Raw genomic sequence first — 18517 nt, 5'->3', positions numbered from 1 at the left:
AAATTACCTTGATACATTTGTGACAGAACCTTCACCCATTATCGACAAAATTTATAAATAGCTATTTATTTATTCAAAAAAAAGTGTTAATATAAATTTCGATTAGTAGAAATGATATCAGATGTCTGATGTCTAAGGAAAAGGCTGGAGGAATCAGCATGTCTATAAAATCAGATAACCGGCATTTATACCTACAAGTTATCGATCACCTAAAGCAAGATATTGCAGATGGGGTATATAAAGAAAAAGAGAAATTACCATCTGAGTTTGATCTTGCCAAACAGCTTGGTGTGAGCAGGGCAACCCTTCGAGAAGCATTGCGGATCCTCGAAGAAGAAAATGTTATCATTAGACGCCATGGCGTAGGTACTTTTGTTAACGTAAAGCCTTTGTTTACTTCAGGGATAGAACAACTTAATAGTGTAACAGCCATGATCAAACAAGCTGGAATGACTCCAGGAACAATTTTCCTTAGTTCATCAACACAAGATGCTACCGAAGAGGATATTCGTCGTTTTTCCTGTTCTATTGATGAGGAGATTTTCGTGATGGAGAGGGTTAGAACCGCCAATGGGGAACCAGTCGTCTACTGCGTTGACAAGGTACCCAAACGTATTCTGCCGGAAACATTTTCCCATGCAGAAGAATCAATATTCCATATTTTGGAAGAAGAAGCGAACCGAAGAATTACATACGCGGTTGCTCAAATCGAGCCATTAGGCTATCATGAAAAAATTTCCCCAATTCTAGAATGCGAACCTGAAACTGCTTTGTTAGTTTTAAAACAAATGCATTTTGATGAAATGGATGAACCTATCCTATTTTCGGTAAACTATTTTAAAGCGGACAAGTTTAGTTTTCATGTTTTAAGGAAAAGAATTTAAAAATTTTTAACCATCTTGAAAACGCAATCAGTCTTGCTACACAAACATTTTTACTAAATCAATCCATATTCATAGGGGGTCAATACCATGAAAAAGCGTAAAATTGGAACAGCATTATCACTAGTTCTAGCTGCTGGTACACTATTAGGAGCATGTGGAAAAAGTGATACAAACAAAGATACATCAAAAGGCGGAGAAAAGAAAAATGATTTCTCTGTAGCAATGGTTACTGATGTTGGCGGTGTTGATGACAAATCATTTAACCAATCTGCTTGGGAAGGTCTTCAAAAATTCGGTAAAGATAACGGATTATCAAAGGGTAAAGGCGGATATGATTACCTTCAATCAAAATCTGATGCGGATTATTCTACAAACCTAAACACTCTTGCTCGTCAAGACTTTGATTTAGTTTACGGAATTGGTTTCTTAATGCAGGCTGCTGTTGAAGAAATCGCGAAACAACAAAAAGATTCACACTTTGCCATCATCGATGCTGAAGTTAAACAACCAAACGTGGCAACCGTTCTTTTCAAAGAGCAAGAAGCTGCCTTCCTTGCTGGTGTAGCAGCAGCTCTTCAAACAAAATCTAACCACATCGGATTCATTGGTGGTATGGAAATCCCTGTTATTGAACGTTTTGAATCTGGATTCTTAGCTGGTGTTAAGGCTGCAAAACCAGAGGTAAAAGTAGATGTTCAATATTCTGGGGCATTTGATAAAGCGGAACTTGGACAAAACATTGCTTCTAAAATGTATTCTTCTGGTGCAGACGTAGTTTTCCACGCAGCGGGTGGTACTGGTAACGGACTTTTCAAAGAAGCTTCTGACAGAAAAGCAAAAGATCCTAGTAAAGAAATTTGGGCAATTGGTGTAGACCGCGACCAAAACGACATGGGTCCAGATGTAGTTCTTACTTCAGCACTTAAGCGTGTTGATGTTGCAGTTCAAGACTTATCAAAGAAAGCAATGGATGGAAACTTCCCTGGCGGCGAAGCTATCGTTTATGGTTTAGCTGAAGATGGCGTAGGCTTAGCACCAGTCAATGCGAAAGCAGATAAAAAAGCTGATATTGAAGCTGCTGTAAAAGAATGGGTTGATAAGATTAAGTCTGGTGCTGTAAAAGTTCCAGGAACTCGTGATGAATTAAAGAACTTTAGTGCAAAATAATTTTAATGTGGAATAAGCGGGACATCATACTTGCTCGCTTATTCCTTTCTAATGAATCTTAACTGAAGCGTAGAATGGTCATTCTACATTTCATTTAGGATTACAGTGGGGAGGGATTCCCTGTTTTTTTAAAATTCGGAAAGGTCTGACCTCTTACTACTACTGGTCAAATTTTCCTTTTACCTTATCACAGGGAGTGAGAAATGATGGAATATGTAATTGAAATGCTTAACATCCGTAAAGAGTTTAATGGCTTTGTTGCGAATGATAACATAACCCTTCAATTAAAAAAGGGTGAAATCCATGCCTTGCTTGGAGAGAATGGTGCGGGTAAATCCACTTTGATGAATGTGCTCTTTGGTTTATATCAACCAGAGAAAGGTGAAATCCGTGTTAAAGGGAAACCTGTTAATATTTCAAATCCTAATATCGCTAACGATCTAGGAATTGGGATGGTCCATCAGCACTTTATGCTAGTTGACACATTTACAGTTACCGAAAATATTATTCTAGGAAGAGAAATTACATCTGCAGGGAAAATCGACATTAAAAAAGCTGAACAGCAAGTTCGTGAAATTTCTGAACGTTACGGCTTATCTGTCGACCCGCAGGCGAAAATTTCCGATATTTCCGTGGGAATGCAACAGCGTGTGGAAATCTTAAAAACGCTATATCGCGGTGCAGAAATTCTGATTTTTGATGAGCCGACAGCTGTGCTGACACCACAAGAAATTAAAGAATTAATCCAAATTATGAAAACGCTTATAAAAGAAGGTAAATCTATTATTCTCATTACCCATAAGCTTAAAGAGATTATGGAAGTTTCAGACCGCTGTACAGTCATTCGAAAAGGTAAAGGAATTGGAACAGTCACAGTAAGTGAAACAAATCCAAATGAACTTGCAAGCTTAATGGTAGGACGTGAAGTTGTTTTTAAAACTGATAAAAAAGAAGCATCACCAAAACAAGATGTCCTTGAAATTAAGGATTTGGTTGTAAAAGACACGCGTGGTGTTACGGTTGTTAATGGCCTGAATCTTACTGTTCGTGCTGGTGAGATTGTCGGAATCGCTGGTGTCGATGGTAATGGACAATCAGAATTTATTGAAGCTATTACTGGTTTACGTAAATCTGAAAGTGGCAGTGTGAAATTAAATGGAAAAGAATTGATCAATCATACACCAAGACAAATTACCGAATCTGGTGTAGGTCATATTCCCCAGGACCGTCACAAGCATGGGTTGGTGTTAAACTTCCCGATTGGTGAGAACATGGTTTTGCAAACCTATAACAAGAAGCCATTCTCTAAAAACGGAATCCTAAATTTTGGGGAAATTTATAAAAAAGCAAAAACATTAATTAGTGAATTTGATGTACGTACACCAAGTGAATATACTTTGGCACGTGCCCTATCGGGAGGAAATCAGCAAAAAGCTATCATTGGACGTGAAGTTGATAGAAACCCTGATTTACTGATTGCAGCACAGCCAACGCGCGGACTGGATGTAGGAGCGATTGAATTTATTCATAAACGCTTAATTGAACAGCGTGATAATGGCAAAGGCGTCTTATTGGTGTCCTTTGAATTAGATGAAATTATGAATGTCAGTGACCGTATTGCTGTTATTTACGAGGGGAGAATTGTTGCAGTCGTAAATCCTAAGGAAACAACTGAGCAGGAACTTGGATTGTTGATGGCTGGATCGAGTAGAAAGGAAGCGGGTGAAGGAACTCATGTCTAAACGGGTGAGAAGTATTTTAACACCAATTATTGCTGTACTATTAGGCATTCTTGTTGGAACAATAATTATGTTAGTTAGTGGGTACAATCCATTAGCGGCCTTTATAGCACTTTGGAATGGAGCATTTGGAGATATCTATTACATTGGGGAAGTAGTAAGACAGTTTACCCCATATATATTAGCCGGATTAGCTGTTGCTTTTGCTTTCCGAGTAGGCTTGTTTAATATCGGTGTTGAGGGACAATTCTTAGTAGGCTGGCTAGCAGCAGTTTGGGTTGGGGTAGCTTTTGATCTTCCTCGTGTAATTCATTTACCGCTTGCTATCTTAGCAGCAATCGTTGCAGGTGCGCTTTGGGCATTTATTCCTGGTTTGTTAAAAGCTCGTTTTCGTGTCCATGAAGTAATTGTTACCATTATGATGAACTATGTTGCCTTACATGTATCGAATTATCTAATTAGAAATGTTATAACAAACCACGGGGACAATTCCGGTCCTATTCATAAATCTGCAACCTTACGATCTGGTTGGTTAGAAAGTCTAACTGATTATTCACGACTTCACTGGGGTATTCTACTTGCAATTTTATCTTGCTTTATTATGTGGTTCTTATTAGAAAGAACAACCAGAGGATTTGAATTAAGGTCAGTAGGTTTTAATCAACATGCTGCTCAATATGCCGGCATGAACGTTAATAAAAATATTATCCTTTCAATGGTAATTTCCGGAGCATTTGCTGGATTAGCCGGTGCTATGGAAGGACTAGGTACTTTCGAATATGCCGCAGTTAAGGGCGGATTCTCCGGCGTAGGTTTCGATGGAATTGCCGTTGCTTTACTAGGTGGTAATACTGCTTTAGGTGTATTTTTCTCAGCAATATTATTTGGTGTTCTAAAAGTAGGAGCGTTAAACATGCCGCTTGAAGCAGGGGTACCGAATGAATTAGTTGATATCATCATTGCATTAATCGTTTTCTTTGTAGCATCAAGTTATTTCATCAGAGTATTTCTTGACCGAATCAGTAAGAAGGAGGTGAAGTAAGTTGAGTTTTATGGATATCTTAATGATTCTTGTTCCATCCACATTACTATGGGCTGCTCCACTTGTCTTCACTGCATTAGGCGGTATTTTCTCAGAGCGTTCTGGGGTAGTAAATATTGGACTTGAAGGTTTAATGGTTATCGGGGCATTTTCAGCTATCGTGTTTAACTTATTTACATTTGATACATTTGGCAGTGCTACACCTTGGATTGCCCTTTTAATAGCAATGGTTGCAGGAGCATTCTTTTCTATGTTACATGCTGTCGCTGCCATTACTTTCCGTGCAGACCATACAGTTTCTGGTGTTGCCATTAACTTACTTGCAACAGGTCTTACTCTGTTTCTGGTAAAACTTATTTTTGATAAAGGTGAAACGGGAATTATCAGTAAAGGGTTTAGCAAAATTGATATTCCAGTTTTAAAAGATATTCCAGTTATCGGTAAAATTTTCTTCCAGAATACGTATTGGACATCATTCCTTGCAATCCTTGTTGCTATTATAGTTTGGTACATTGTTGCCAAGACACCATTTGGACTTCGCCTTCGCTCAGTCGGTGAACATCCAATGGCTGCAGACACAATGGGGATTAATGTAACCAAAATGCGTTATTACGGCGTTATCCTTTCTGGAGCTCTTGGTGGACTTGGTGGTGGAGTATATGCACAATCCATTACATCTAACTTCAGCCACTCAACAATCAGTGGTCAAGGTTTCATGGCATTAGCTGCAATGATTTTCGGGAAATGGCATCCACTTGGCTCATTAGGTGCTGCAATATTCTTTGGTTTCGCACAAAGTATCAGTATCATTGGCTCAAGTTTACCATTCTTAAAAGAAATTCCAAACGTATATTTGTTAATAGCTCCTTATGTGTTAACAATATTAGCACTAACAGGATTCATCGGACGTGCCGATGCACCAAAAGCATCTGGTACTCACTACATTAAAGGCAGCAGATAATATCATCTACAACGAAGAACCCTTGGTCAATATACCAGGGGTTCTTTTTATTAAAGATTAAGTGATATCGCTTGTATTATACAAGCCTGCCAAATTATAGTAATAAGTATAGGTTTTCTTCCAATGGAAATGATATAAAGAAAAATGTTTACATATTGTAATGTAGAACCCTTTGAACAGTTAAGGAGGAATGTATGTGGCAACAGCTACAGAAAAAATAACGGAACTTAAAGGATATAGACTTCATGTGATCCCAACAGAAAAATATAAAACAAATACTTTAATCTGGAAAATGAAAGCCCCGCTTACTAAAGAAGATGTAACCAAACGAGCACTTCTTCCACAAGTATTGCAAAGCAGTTCAGCAAAATATTCTTCAACTACAGCACTTCGGTCTTATCTTGATGAGTTATATGGCGCGACACTTTTTGTTGATTTATCTAAAAAAGGTGAATACCATATCATGAGTTTTTCAATCGAAATTGCCAATGAAAAATTCTTAAGTGATCCAAGCCCATTATTAAGAAAAGGGTTTGAATTATTAGCGGAAATATTAACAAAACCAAACCTTAAAGGTAATGCTTTTGATCCAGACACCGTCGAAAAAGAGAAACGGACACAAAAACNNGTACGCCTTATTCAAGAAATGTGTAAGGGGGAACCTTATGCCTTAGAAGTAAACGGGGATGCCGCAGATGTAGATGCCATTACTGCAGAGAATTTATATGAATATTATCAAAACGCCTTTTTAACAGATGAAATGGACTTATATATTATCGGGGATGTTAATGAAGAAGAAGTAAAGCAATTTGCATCAGACCTATTAAAGTTTGAGGATAGAGCACCGAAAAAATTAGTACAAGAAAAGGTAAACTTAAATAGACAAGTAAATGAAGTGAAAGAGCAGCAAGATGTAAAACAAGGAAAATTAAACATTGGCTATCGCACAAACATCGTCTATGGGGACCCAGATTATTTTACCTTGCAAGTGTTCAATGGTATATTTGGCGGGTTTTCGCATTCTAAATTATTTATAAATGTACGTGAAAAAGCAAGTCTTGCCTATTATGCAGCAAGCCGTCTCGAAAGTCATAAAGGCTTAATGATGGTTATGTCAGGAATTGATTTGAAGAATTATGATCAGGCAGTTGGAATTATTCATGATCAATTAGAAGCAATGAGGAATGGTGATTTTACAGACCAAGAACTCGTCCAAACCAAAGCTGTCATCCAAAATCAAATCCTCGAGACGATCGATACATCAAGAGGGTTAACTGAAATTCTTTATCATAATGTTGTGGCCGATGCAAATATTAATCTTGATACATGGCTGCAAGAAATGCAAAATGTAACGAAAGAAGAAATCATCGCAGTTGCTAAAAAAATCGAAATTGATACCATCTACTTTTTAACAGGAACGGAGGCGGGCAAATAAATGGAGAAAATTAGTTTTGACCAGCTTCAGGAAGAACTTTACCATGAAAAACTAGCTAATGGTCTAAATGTGTATATTTTACCGAAAAAAGGATTTAATAAAACTTTTGCTACCTTTACGACAAAGTATGGTTCTGTGGATAATACATTTGTTCCATTAGGAAAAGAAGAGTATGTTAAAGTCCCTGATGGAATTGCTCACTTTTTAGAGCATAAGCTGTTTGAAAAAGAAGATGGCGATGTTTTTCAACAATTTAGCCGCCAGGGTGCTTCGGCTAATGCGTTTACCTCTTTTACACGAACAGCCTATTTATTTTCAAGTACGTCAGATGTAGAAAAAAATCTGGAAACCCTCATTGATTTTGTTCAGGATCCATATTTTTCAGAAAAAACAGTTGAAAAAGAAAAAGGAATAATTGGGCAAGAAATTACCATGTACGATGATAATGCGGATTGGCGTTTATATTTTGGATTGATTCAAAATCTTTATAAAAACCACCCAGTAAAAATTGATATCGCTGGAACAATTGAATCGATTTCCCATATTACCAAAGATTGGCTTTATGAATGCTATAATACCTTCTATCATCCGAGTAACATGCTATTATTTATTGTCGGCCCTGTTAACCCAGAAAGTTTTATGAATCAAGTAAAAGAAAATCAAGCGAAAAAAGAATACAAAGATATGCCTGAGATTCAACGTAAATTTGAAAATGAGCCGACAGAGGCAGCTGAAAAAAGACAGGTGCTTGAAATGAATGTGCAAACATCAAAATGTTTACTTGGAATTAAAGCACTTCATGTCGATCAAAGCGGAAATGAAATGTTGAAAAATGAATTAACCATGAATGTCTTATTGGATTTATTGTTTGGGAAAAGTTCGGAAAATTACAATCAACTCTATAATGATGGACTAATTGATGAAACGTTTTCCTTCGATTATACCCAAGAACAAGGCTTTGGGTTTGCCATGATTGGCGGAGACACTGGAGAACCTGATAAATTAGCGGAAACTCTTCAAAAAATGCTGCTTGATGCTAAAAGTCAAACTTTATTTAATGAAGAGCAGTTAGAAAGAGCGAAAAAGAAAAAGATTGGTGCATTCTTGCGGGCGGTAAACTCGCCAGAATATATCGCTAATCAATTTACGCGCTACGCGTTTAATGATATGAATTTGTTTGATGTGGTTCCAACACTTGAAAAAATCACATTAAACGATGTTAAAATGCTGGCTTCAGAAGTCATATCAGAAGAACGTTTTTCAGTATGTCAAGTGATTCCTAAGAAAAAATAAATACATGAAAGCGTCGTATACCCGGCGCTTTTTCTGTGTAAAAGTTTCAAATAAAGAGAGTGGGACCAAAATGAAATATGTATTAATAACGGGAGCTAGTGGTGGAATCGGCCAAGCGATTGCGTATAACCTAGCAGAAAAAGGCTATCATTTGTATCTGCACTACCATAAAAATAAACAAGCAATGAAGGAATTAATAAATAAACTGGAGTCCTACGGTGGGGAGTATATTCCAATTCAAGCAAATTTAGCTGATCCTAGTGGATATAAGAAGGTCTATTCAGAAATATTTTCGCTAGATGCGATTATCCATTGCGGGGGCCAAAGTCAATATGGACTTCTTGTGGATTTACAACAATCTGAAGCTGAATCATTATTAAATGTTCATGTGTTATCGCCATTAATGCTCACAAAAGAGCTTCTTCCGAAATTACTTGCTAAAGGAAAGGGAAATATTGTGATAATTACCTCGATTTGGGGGCAAACAGGTGCGGCTTGTGAAGTGGCATATTCTACGGTTAAGGGTGCACAAATTGCATTTGTTAAGGCATTAAGTAAAGAAGTTGCCATGAATGGTATTCGGGTAAATGCCATAGCCCCTGGGGCTATATTGACCCCAATGATGGAAGGTTTTACGCCAGAAGAAGTGGATCAGCTTTCATATGAAATACCCATGGGCAGATTGGGCCAACCGGAGGAAATAGCGAGGAGTGTAGCTTATTTACTTTCCGAAGATTCGTCCTACATGACAGGACAAATTCTTGGAGTAAATGGCGGGTGGTATACTTAAAAATTCAAAAGTAATCAATGCATAGTTCCCTCTACTTCGTCACAAAATAATCTTGTACTAATTTAAAGGAGGGAAAAAACCATGTCTGTTTTAGATAATTGGAAACAATGGGAGGACTTCTTAGCCGATCGTCTTCATCATGCACAAAATGAAGGTATGAGCGATGGAGCCATTAGTAACCTTGCTTTTCAAATTGGTGATTATTTATCAAACCAAGTAGAGCCAAAAAACGAACAAGAAAGAATTCTTGCTGATCTTTGGTCAGTTGCAGATAAAGAAGAGCAACAGGCAATTGCAAATATCATGGTAAAATTGATTCAAAATAACGGCAGTCGTTAAAAGAGAGGAGGACTTTCTCCTCTCTTTTTGTATGCATTCTTTGAGTAATCTCCGTTAACAAGCGGAATATCTTTGTTTTTACTTTCATCTTCATCCAAAATCATTTATTATAGGGGTTAGATAAGAAATTGTAAAAAAAATGTCGAAACTTCTTTTAAGGAGGTTTATAACTTGAAAAAAGAATGGTATTTAGAATATGAGATCCAGAAGAACCGCCCAGGCCTGTTAGGGGATATTTCATCCCTGTTAGGAATGCTCTCGATTAACATTGTTACAATAAATGGTGTGGATGAAGGCCGTCGCGGATTACTCATTTTAGCAAAAGATGATGACCAAATTAAACGACTTGAGTCAATTTTACATACGATGGACACAATAAAACTAATTAAACTTAGAGAACCAAAACTGCGTGACAGGCTTGCGGTAAGACATGGACGTTATATTCAAAGAGATGCGGACGATAAAAAAACCTTCCGTTTTGTAAGGGATGAACTTGGCTTATTAGTTGATTTTATGGCAGAATTATTTAAGAAGGAAGGCCATAAGCTGATTGGTATTCGTGGAATGCCTCGAGTGGGAAAAACAGAATCATTAGTGGCTGCAAGTGTTTGTGCAAATAAACGCTGGTTATTTGTGTCTTCCACTTTGTTAAAACAAACAATCCGTAATCAATTAATTGAAGATGAATATAACGAAAACAATCTATTTATTCTGGATGGAATTGTTTCCACCAGACGTGCTAATGAGCGTCATTGGCAGCTTGTCCGTGAAATCATGCGACTTCCGGCCGTAAAAGTTATCGAGCATCCTGATATTTTTGTTCAAAACTCAGAATATACACTCGATGATTTTGATTATATTATTGAGCTTAGGAATGACTCGGAAGAAGAGATTACATATGAGGTCGTAGATCAGCATAATATGTTCTCCGGATCTGATTTTGGAGATTTTGATTTTTAATAAATTGGAAGGTGTTAACAGTTGACTGAATTAGGGAATCGACTAAAAGAAGCCCGATTAGCTAAAGGATTAAGCCTGGACGATTTACAATCCATGACGAAAATTCAAAAGCGGTATTTAATTGGTATTGAAGAAGGGAATTATGCGAGCATGCCCGGGAATTTTTATGTTCGGGCATTTATTAAGCAGTATGCAGAGGCACTAGCACTTGATCCTGATGAAATATTTGAAACCTATAAAGGTGAAATTCCTGCCAGCTTAAATGACGAATTGCCACAGCAATTGTCCCGAGTGAAAACACATAAATCGATTTCAGAAAGCAATTCTAAAATATTCGATATTTTACCAAAGGTTTTAATCGGTGTTTTTGTAATTGGAGTTGCCAGCCTGTTATATTATTTTGTATATAAACATGCGGGTGATAATACAAATGAATCGATTAATAAGGAAAATGAACCGGTTAAAATTGTGAAATCGGAGAATCTTGAAAAAGATAAACCAGAAGAGAATAAAAGGGACGACACCGAAGAAAAGAAAGATACTACAGAGCAGGAAGAGCAGCAAACTACTGTAGAAGAAACACCAAAACAAGAAATTACTGCTGTTAAAAGCAGTGGCAGGAATTCGACCTATGAATTAAAAAATGCAGACAAGTTTGTTGTGAAGCTGGTTTCTAAAGGGCAGACTTGGGTTAGTATTAAAAATGGAAAAGGGAAATCCTTTTTCCAAGGATTATTAAAAACAGGCGATAATGAAAGTCAAACAGAGGATTTATCAGCAGAAAGCGAGGCTGTTATTCGTGTCGGAAATGCTGCTGATACTGATATCTTTGTAAATGATCAAAAGCTCGAGTATGCAGTGCCAGCGACTGCAAATGTTCAGAACATAACGATCCAATATGTTCTGAAAAACGAATAGTCATCTGTTGATGACTATTTTTCGCTTTTAATAATAAAACGGAGGAAAACTATGAATATTCCGAATAGAATCACTGTATCAAGAATATTATTAATTCCAATATTCTTGATTATTATGCTCGCTCCTTTTGATTGGGGTGACATGCATCTCCTTGGAACTGACCTTCCAGTGACCCATTTTGTTGGTGCATTGATTTTTATTTTAGCCTCATCAACTGACTGGGTTGATGGGCATTATGCCCGAAAGTATAACCTTGTGACTAATATGGGGAAATTTCTCGACCCACTAGCCGATAAATTATTGGTCTCGGCTGCCTTGATTGTTCTCGTTGAATTGAATGATGTTTATGCACCTTCATGGATCGTGATTATTATTATTAGCAGGGAGTTTGCGGTAACAGGATTACGTCTCTTGCTTGCAGGAGAAGGCGAAGTTGTTGCGGCTAACATGCTTGGGAAAATTAAAACATGGGCGCAAATTGTCGCCATTTCAGCACTTTTATTACATAATATTATTTTTGCAATGATTCCATTTCGTTTTGATATCGTGGCATTGTGGGTAGCGTTAATTTTTACGATTTGGTCTGGATGGGATTATTTTGCAAAAAATAGTCATGTCCTTAAAAATTCAAAGTAAGCTTGATTTACTATAATGTAAGGCTATGTTAAAGCTTATTGTTGATTTTGGCACCCTGTTGACCTTCGTTCCAGGCGCGAAGACTCCTGCGGGAGGACGGGGCAGGGGAGACCCCGCAGNNGAGGAGGCTCCCCGGACCGCCCGCGGAAAGCGAAGCGCCTGGAGCGGAAATCAACAGACAGTTTAACAGAGCCTAATGTAAAGGATGATGATTACGATGAACGCTGAGATTATTGCCGTTGGTTCGGAGTTATTGCTCGGTCAAATTGTAAATACGAATGCACGATTTCTGTCTCAGCAATTGGCGGATCTAGGGATTAATGTCTTTTTTCATACGGTAGTTGGTGATAATCCTGATAGATTGGAATCGGCAATTGAAATAGCTGAGAAACGTGCAGATCTTATTATTTTTACGGGCGGCCTTGGACCAACAAAAGATGATTTAACCAAGGAAACAATTGCGCGCCATCTTAGAAAAGAACTTGTTATTGATGAGGATGCGTTAACTTCCATAGAATTGTACTTTAAACGAACAAATCGCGTAATGACAGAAAATAACCGAAAACAGGCACTTGTATTAAGCGGGGCACATATTCTTCCAAATGATCATGGAATGGCACCAGGAATGGTTGTTGAAGCTAAGGACCACACCTATATGCTGCTCCCTGGCCCGCCTAAGGAACTTGAACCGATGTTTAGTCAATATGGGTATCAGGCACTTTCTAAAGCAAACCTAGTCAAAGAGTTAATTGTTTCAAGGGTGTTAAGGTTTTTTGGAATTGGTGAAGCTGCCTTGGAAACCGAGATCATGGATTTAATTGATGCTCAGAGCAATCCAACGATCGCCCCGCTTGCTGGGGATGGGGAGGTTACATTGAGACTGACTGCAAAGCATGTAGACGGAAAAATAGCACAGTCACTGCTCGATAATCTAGAAAATACTATTAATCAGCGTCTAGGTTCATTTTTTTATGGATATGATCAAACTTCTCTTTTGGAAGAAGTAATGAAGACCTTACAGACACGAAAACTTACAATTACTGCGGCCGAAAGTTTAACCGGTGGTCTGTTCCAACAGGGGCTGACCGCCATTTCAGGTGCAAGTTCCGTGTTCACAGGTGGAGTTGTCTGCTATTCAAATCAAGTAAAACAAGAGATTTTAAAAGTGCGGAAAGAAACGCTTGAAACACATGGTGCAGTAAGTGAACAATGTGCTAGGGAACTGGCTGAAAATGCCAACCAATTATTTAAAACGGATATTGGGATTAGTTTTACTGGTGTAGCAGGTCCTGAAGAGCTTGAGGGCAAGCCAGTTGGTACTGTATTTATTGGGATTGCAATAAAAGGAAAGCCAACCATTGTTGAAAAACTTATCCTTGGCGGAACCAGAGAAGCCAACCGAGGGCGTGCCGTAAAATATGGATGCTATTTTCTCCTTCAATTGTTAAAAGAGTCACAGAATACTAAATAGTATTCTGTGACTTTTTTTGAGTAGATTTGGACATTCGGAAAAATCAGATAATGGATGAAACTAACTTTATCTGCCAGCCAAAGTTGCAAAAGTTTACAAAAAGGATAGAGAATTACCTGAAATTACATCCAAGTTGCTTTGAAAATAAACGAATGAATGTTCGTTTTTTTGCTCGACAAATATTCGAAAAGCGGTTATATTATTAATAGGAATTAATTTAATAGATTATAGCAATTAGAATGTGTTTATATATAAGGGAGGAAATGATTCGTGAGTAATGATCGTAAAGCGGCCTTAGAAATGGCGTTAAAGCAAATAGAAAAGCAATTTGGTAAAGGTTCCGTCATGAAGATGGGAGAAAAGACAGACACGAAGATTTTAACGAGTCCAAGTGGCTCTTTAGCACTTGATGCAGCTCTTGGAGTGGGTGGATATCCTCGAGGCCGTATTATTGAAGTGTACGGTCCTGAGAGCTCTGGTAAAACAACGGTTGCTTTACATGCAATTGCTGAAGTTCAAGCAAATGGTGGACAAGCCGCATTTATTGATGCCGAACATGCTCTTGACCCAGCGTATGCCCAAAAATTGGGTGTTAACATTGATGAGTTACTATTATCACAGCCTGATACGGGCGAACAAGCACTTGAAATCGCGGAGGCATTAGTACGAAGCGGAGCCATTGATATTCTTATCGTTGACTCTGTAGCCGCATTGGTTCCAAAAGCGGAAATTGAAGGGGAAATGGGAGATTCTCACGTTGGTTTACAAGCACGTCTAATGTCACAGGCACTTCGTAAACTATCTGGTGCGATCAACAAATCTAAGACAATCGCGATCTTTATTAACCAAATCCGTGAAAAAATTGGCGTTATGTTCGGGAATCCTGAAACCACACCTGGTGGTCGTGCGTTAAAGTTTTATTCAACTGTCCGTCTTGAAGTGCGCCGTGCGGAAGCGTTGAAGCAAGGAACTGACATTGTCGGGAATAAAACCAAAATTAAAATCGTAAAGAATAAGGTTGCTCCGCCTTTCCGTACAGCAGAAGTAGATATTATGTATGGCGAAGGGATTTCTAAGGAAGGCGAGATTGTTGATCTAGGCTCCGAATTAGATATCGTTCAAAAGAGCGGTTCATGGTATTCCTATAACGATATTAGAATTGGTCAAGGCCGTGAAAATGCAAAGCTGTACTTAAAGGAAAACCCTGATATTCGTCTCCAGATTCAAACGAAAATCCGTGAACATTATGGCTTAGACGGTGAAAAATTTGTAACAGAAACAGACGATGATGAACAATTTGAATTAATTGATTAATGTAAAAGAGCAAAGCTGTTTATGGTTTTGCTCTTTTTTTACAATAATATGGTCATAAAAATGTTAAAGATTTTTACCTGAGGGTTAAAAAATGATGTCCTATTCTAAATATTTCAAAAAGCCAATAGGACTAAGCCTTGACAATGAATATTCCCACCTTTACAATTAACATGTATATTTTACATTTTTGGTATTATTACAATCCGAAAAAAGCCTTGGTGCTTGCTGTATGTTGAGTCTAAACAATGTACATGCCGACACTTAAAAAATGTAACAAAAGTTCATAGCAAGAGGAGGTGTAACGATTGGATTTAATTACTATCATCTCCATTTTGCTTGGCCTTATCGTCGGTGCCGTTGTTGGCTATTTTGTTCATAAATCCATTGCTGAAGCAAAAGTAGCAGGTGCAAAGAATGCTGCAGAGCAGATTCTTGAAGATGCGAAACGTGATGCTGATTCATTGAAAAAAGAAGCTTTGCTAGAAGCAAAGGATGAAATTCACAAGCTTCGGACAGAAGCAGAACGTGAGGTTCGTGAACGAAGAAATGAAATGCAAAAACAAGAAAACCGTTTACTGCAAAGAGAAGAGAATTTAGATCGAAAAGAGGAAACGTTAAACAAGCGTGAAAATCTTTTAGAAAAGAAGGATGATTCTCTAAACCAAAGACAACAGCATATTGAAGAGATGGAAAGCAAAGTGGACGAGTTGGTACGAAAACAACAAACTGAACTCGAACGAATTTCAAGCTTAACGCGCGAGGAAGCGAAAGCCATCATTATCGACAGAATGGAGCAGGAATTAACCCATGACACTGCCATAATGATTAAGGAAAGTGAGAATCGTGCGAAAGAGGAAGCAGACAAGAAAGCGAAGGAAATTCTTTCGCTAGCAATCCAGCGTTGCGCTGCTGACCATGTTGCGGAAACGACTGTCTCTGTCGTCAACCTGCCAAATGACGAAATGAAGGGCCGTATTATTGGCCGTGAAGGAAGAAATATTCGTACGCTAGAAACGTTAACAGGAATTGATTTAATTATTGATGATACTCCTGAAGCTGTTATTCTATCAGGTTTTGATCCTATTCGCCGCGAAACGGCTCGTTTAGCACTGGAGAAATTAGTTCAAGACGGGCGTATCCATCCAGCACGAATAGAGGAAATGGTAGAAAAATCTCGTCGCGAAGTGGATGAATATATCCGCGAGGTTGGTGAGCAAACCACCTTTGAAGTGGGTGTTCATGGACTTCATCCAGATCTTATCAAAATTCTTGGCCGCTTGAAATTCCGTACAAGCTATGGTCAAAACGTCTTGAAGCATTCAATGGAAGTAGCACAACTATCTGGATTACTTGCTGCTGAATTGGGTCAAGATGAAACTTTAGCACGTCGTGCTGGCTTGCTTCATGATATTGGGAAGGCGATTGACCATGAAGTAGAAGGCAGCCACGTAGAAATTGGTGTTGAACTTGCAACCAAATACAAGGAACACCCTGTAGTAATTAATAGTATTGCATCACACCATGGGGATACAGAGCCGACGTCTATCATTGCTGTTTTAGTTGCTGCTGCTGATGCATTATCAGCTGCAAGACCAGGTGCACGTAGTGAGACGCTTGAAAACTATATCCGCCGTCTTGAAAAGTTAGAGGAAATCTCTGATTCTTATGAAGGTGTAGAGAAATCTTTTGCCATTCAAGCAGGACGTGAAGTACGTATTATTGTAAGACCTGATTCGGTTGATGATCTTGCTGCTCATCGATTAGCGCGCGATATTCGTAAGCGCATTGAGGAAGAACTTGATTATCCTGGACACATTAAAGTAACAGTTATTCGAGAAACACGGGCTGTTGAATATGCGAAATAAAGCGGTGCACATGCATCGCTTTATTTTTTTGGGAGTACTTATTCGATTAAATAAAGTCTGAATGTGATACAATTGAAACATTAACAATTTTTCTTGATGAGAGGAATAAAAATGAATCTACTTTTTATCGGTGATGTTGTCGGATCACCAGGCCGAGACATGGTAAAGGAATACTTGCCAAAATTAAAAGAAAAATATCGTCCGCATTTTACCATTATTAATGGGGAAAATGCAGCTGGCGGTAAAGGAATTACTGAAAAAATTTATCGTGAATTTTTAGGATATGGTGCACAGGCTGTAACCCTTGGTAACCACTCGTGGGATAACCGTGAAATCTTTGAGTTTATCGGTTCAGCCAAAAATATGGTTAGACCAGCGAATTTTCCTGAAGGAACACCAGGAAAAGGGATGGCGTTTTTTAAAGTAAATGATTTAGAAGTTGCGGTCATTAATCTGCAAGGGAGAACTTTCATGGCACCGTTGGATTGTCCATTTAAAAAGGCAGACGAATTAATTGAAATTGCCAGAGAAAGAACCCCATATATTTTTGTGGATTTTCATGCGGAAGTAACAAGCGAAAAACAGGCAATGGGATGGTACTTGGATGGGAGAGTATCAGCTGTAGTGGGGACGCATACACATGTTCAGACAGCCGATAGCCGCATTTTGCCAAATGGCACAGGGTATTTATCCGATGTAGGCATGACTGGTCCGTATGACGGCATTCTAGGGGTGGAGAGAGAGGCTGTTCTTAAAAGGTTCCTTACAAGCCTGCCAGTTCGATTTGAAGTAGCTGCAGGAGGAAGAAATCAGCTTAGTGCAGTAGTTATTGAGTTAGACCGAAAAACAGGTTTTACAAAAAAAATTCAACCTATATTAATAAACGATGATCATCCGTTTTATTCTTAATAACAAATAGATTTTGCTATTAATTTAGCTCCAGCTCCTAGGCTCTGGAGCTTTTTTTTTTGTCCAAGCCGGAATATGTTATTTTACAACTGAATATAGTAGCAGTGGAATGTTATAACCTGATTTGTTCATGAAACTGCTCATGCGGGATCGGGATTTTCTAAGGAGGAGCTAGAAATGGATATATTAAAAGTTTCAGCAAAATCTAATCCTAATTCTGTAGCTGGTGCGCTTGCCGGGGTTCTGCGTGAAAGAGGTGCAGCGGAAATACAGGCAATTGGGGCGGGTGCATTGAATCAAGCCGTTAAGGCAGTAGCGATTGCTCGAGGATTTGTAGCACCTAGCGGAGTTGATTTAATTTGTATCCCTGCGTTTACCGATATTTTAATTGACGGGGAAGAACGCACAGCTATCAAACTAATTGTAGAACCGCGTTGAAAGAGATAGACTTTTGACAAGAAAAAACAAATATTATTTGATACTACCTGCTTGTATAATCAAGCAGGTATTTTTTAGCTTTAAGTCAAAAATCATACAATGAACAATATAAACATTATTCTAAGATAGACTATGATGAATTCTAGAATATAAATATTAGATATTCGTATGAGGAATAAATTAAAGAAAAACTGCCATATAATGAGGAGGATTTATCTTTCTGCAGCAGTCGACATTATCGAATCCAAGTATATTTCAAATAATAAAAAAATATTCATATTTTAGACAATATTTCGCTTTAAAGGGTTGCAATTTTTAGTGCATAGGTCTAGAATTGTAAGCGTTTAGTACATATC

Annotated in this window: 17 protein-coding genes; all 17 read left to right on the top strand. The window is 38.1% G+C overall.

Annotated elements, in window-relative coordinates:
- Positions 1-158: 158 nt before the first annotated feature.
- The 17 genes from V7659_RS12125 to spoVS all read left to right on the top strand — a co-directional run bounded on the left by V7659_RS12125 (position 159) and on the right by spoVS (position 18161).
- On the top strand, positions 159-884 hold the full coding sequence (locus V7659_RS12125) for a GntR family transcriptional regulator (protein WP_335540242.1): 726 nt from the start codon (positions 159-161) through the stop codon (positions 882-884).
- Between the two features lie 87 nt (positions 885-971).
- Positions 972-2051, top strand: coding sequence for a BMP family lipoprotein (locus V7659_RS12120; RefSeq protein ID WP_335540241.1), 1080 nt, complete (start codon positions 972-974; stop codon positions 2049-2051).
- 206 nt (positions 2052-2257) lie between these two features.
- On the top strand, positions 2258-3793 hold the full coding sequence (locus V7659_RS12115; RefSeq protein ID WP_335540243.1) for an ABC transporter ATP-binding protein: 1536 nt from the start codon (positions 2258-2260) through the stop codon (positions 3791-3793).
- A complete protein-coding gene (locus tag V7659_RS12110) occupies positions 3786-4832 on the top strand; it encodes an ABC transporter permease (RefSeq protein ID WP_335540240.1) in 1047 nt (348 codons plus the stop codon). The genes V7659_RS12115 and V7659_RS12110 overlap by 8 nt, the downstream gene beginning before the upstream one ends.
- Position 4833: 1 nt before the next feature.
- Positions 4834-5793, top strand: a complete 960-nt coding sequence (locus V7659_RS12105) for an ABC transporter permease (RefSeq protein ID WP_335540239.1) — start codon at positions 4834-4836, stop codon at positions 5791-5793.
- 196 nt (positions 5794-5989) lie between these two features.
- Positions 5990-7228: an EF-P 5-aminopentanol modification-associated protein YfmF gene (yfmF, locus tag V7659_RS12100; RefSeq protein WP_335540238.1), complete on the top strand. Its 1239-nt coding sequence runs from the start codon at positions 5990-5992 to the stop codon at positions 7226-7228.
- A complete protein-coding gene (gene yfmH, locus V7659_RS12095) occupies positions 7229-8521 on the top strand; it encodes an EF-P 5-aminopentanol modification-associated protein YfmH (protein ID WP_335540237.1) in 1293 nt (430 codons plus the stop codon). It abuts the gene before it with no gap.
- 70 nt (positions 8522-8591) lie between these two features.
- On the top strand, positions 8592-9311 hold the full coding sequence (ymfI, locus tag V7659_RS12090; RefSeq protein WP_335540236.1) for an elongation factor P 5-aminopentanone reductase: 720 nt from the start codon (positions 8592-8594) through the stop codon (positions 9309-9311).
- 81 nt (positions 9312-9392) lie between these two features.
- Entirely contained in the window at positions 9393-9650 is a 258-nt protein-coding gene (locus V7659_RS12085; RefSeq protein WP_098571722.1) for a DUF3243 domain-containing protein, read from the top strand.
- Between the two features lie 171 nt (positions 9651-9821).
- Positions 9822-10610, top strand: a complete 789-nt coding sequence (locus V7659_RS12080) for a DUF3388 domain-containing protein (RefSeq protein WP_335540235.1) — start codon at positions 9822-9824, stop codon at positions 10608-10610.
- Between the two features lie 21 nt (positions 10611-10631).
- Complete coding sequence (locus V7659_RS12075) at positions 10632-11528, top strand: helix-turn-helix domain-containing protein (RefSeq protein WP_335540234.1); 897 nt, start codon at positions 10632-10634, stop codon at positions 11526-11528.
- 51 nt (positions 11529-11579) lie between these two features.
- Positions 11580-12164 (top strand): CDP-diacylglycerol--glycerol-3-phosphate 3-phosphatidyltransferase, encoded by a 585-nt coding sequence (pgsA, locus tag V7659_RS12070; RefSeq protein ID WP_335540233.1) that lies wholly within the window; start codon positions 11580-11582, stop codon positions 12162-12164.
- 217 nt (positions 12165-12381) lie between these two features.
- Positions 12382-13635, top strand: a complete 1254-nt coding sequence (locus V7659_RS12065; RefSeq protein ID WP_335540232.1) for a competence/damage-inducible protein A — start codon at positions 12382-12384, stop codon at positions 13633-13635.
- 270 nt (positions 13636-13905) lie between these two features.
- On the top strand, positions 13906-14949 hold the full coding sequence (gene recA / locus V7659_RS12060) for a recombinase RecA (RefSeq protein ID WP_335540231.1): 1044 nt from the start codon (positions 13906-13908) through the stop codon (positions 14947-14949).
- A 305-nt stretch (positions 14950-15254) separates the two neighbouring features.
- Positions 15255-16814 carry a ribonuclease Y gene (gene rny / locus V7659_RS12055; protein ID WP_335540230.1) on the top strand — a complete coding sequence of 520 codons (1560 nt, stop codon included), beginning with the start codon at positions 15255-15257 and terminating at the stop codon, positions 16812-16814.
- 111 nt (positions 16815-16925) lie between these two features.
- Positions 16926-17723: a TIGR00282 family metallophosphoesterase gene (locus tag V7659_RS12050; protein WP_283878348.1), complete on the top strand. Its 798-nt coding sequence runs from the start codon at positions 16926-16928 to the stop codon at positions 17721-17723.
- A gap of 177 nt (positions 17724-17900) precedes the next feature.
- A complete protein-coding gene (spoVS, locus tag V7659_RS12045) occupies positions 17901-18161 on the top strand; it encodes a stage V sporulation protein SpoVS (RefSeq protein ID WP_026566505.1) in 261 nt (86 codons plus the stop codon).
- Positions 18162-18517: the final 356 nt, after the last annotated feature.

The sequence above is a fragment of the Neobacillus drentensis genome, assembly GCF_036966985.1.
GTDB classification, from domain to species: Bacteria; Bacillota; Bacilli; order Bacillales; family Cytobacillaceae; genus Neobacillus; species Neobacillus drentensis_E.
This window is presented reverse-complemented; position numbering and strand designations above follow the sequence as displayed.

Excerpts from the sequence above, each read along its gene's own strand:
- V7659_RS12125 (WP_335540242.1), top strand. The coding sequence starts at position 159 with ATGTCTATAAAATCAGATAACCGGCATTTATACCTACAAGTTATCGAT.
- V7659_RS12120 (WP_335540241.1), top strand. The coding sequence starts at position 972 with ATGAAAAAGCGTAAAATTGGAACAGCATTATCACTAGTTCTAGCTGCT.
- V7659_RS12115 (WP_335540243.1), top strand. The coding sequence starts at position 2,258 with ATGGAATATGTAATTGAAATGCTTAACATCCGTAAAGAGTTTAATGGC.
- V7659_RS12110 (WP_335540240.1), top strand. The coding sequence starts at position 3,786 with ATGTCTAAACGGGTGAGAAGTATTTTAACACCAATTATTGCTGTACTA.
- yfmH (WP_335540237.1), top strand. The coding sequence starts at position 7,229 with ATGGAGAAAATTAGTTTTGACCAGCTTCAGGAAGAACTTTACCATGAA.
- ymfI (WP_335540236.1), top strand. The coding sequence starts at position 8,592 with ATGAAATATGTATTAATAACGGGAGCTAGTGGTGGAATCGGCCAAGCG.
- V7659_RS12085 (WP_098571722.1), top strand. The coding sequence starts at position 9,393 with ATGTCTGTTTTAGATAATTGGAAACAATGGGAGGACTTCTTAGCCGAT.
- pgsA (WP_335540233.1), top strand. The coding sequence starts at position 11,580 with ATGAATATTCCGAATAGAATCACTGTATCAAGAATATTATTAATTCCA.
- V7659_RS12065 (WP_335540232.1), top strand. The coding sequence starts at position 12,382 with ATGAACGCTGAGATTATTGCCGTTGGTTCGGAGTTATTGCTCGGTCAA.
- V7659_RS12050 (WP_283878348.1), top strand. The coding sequence starts at position 16,926 with ATGAATCTACTTTTTATCGGTGATGTTGTCGGATCACCAGGCCGAGAC.
- spoVS (WP_026566505.1), top strand. The coding sequence starts at position 17,901 with ATGGATATATTAAAAGTTTCAGCAAAATCTAATCCTAATTCTGTAGCT.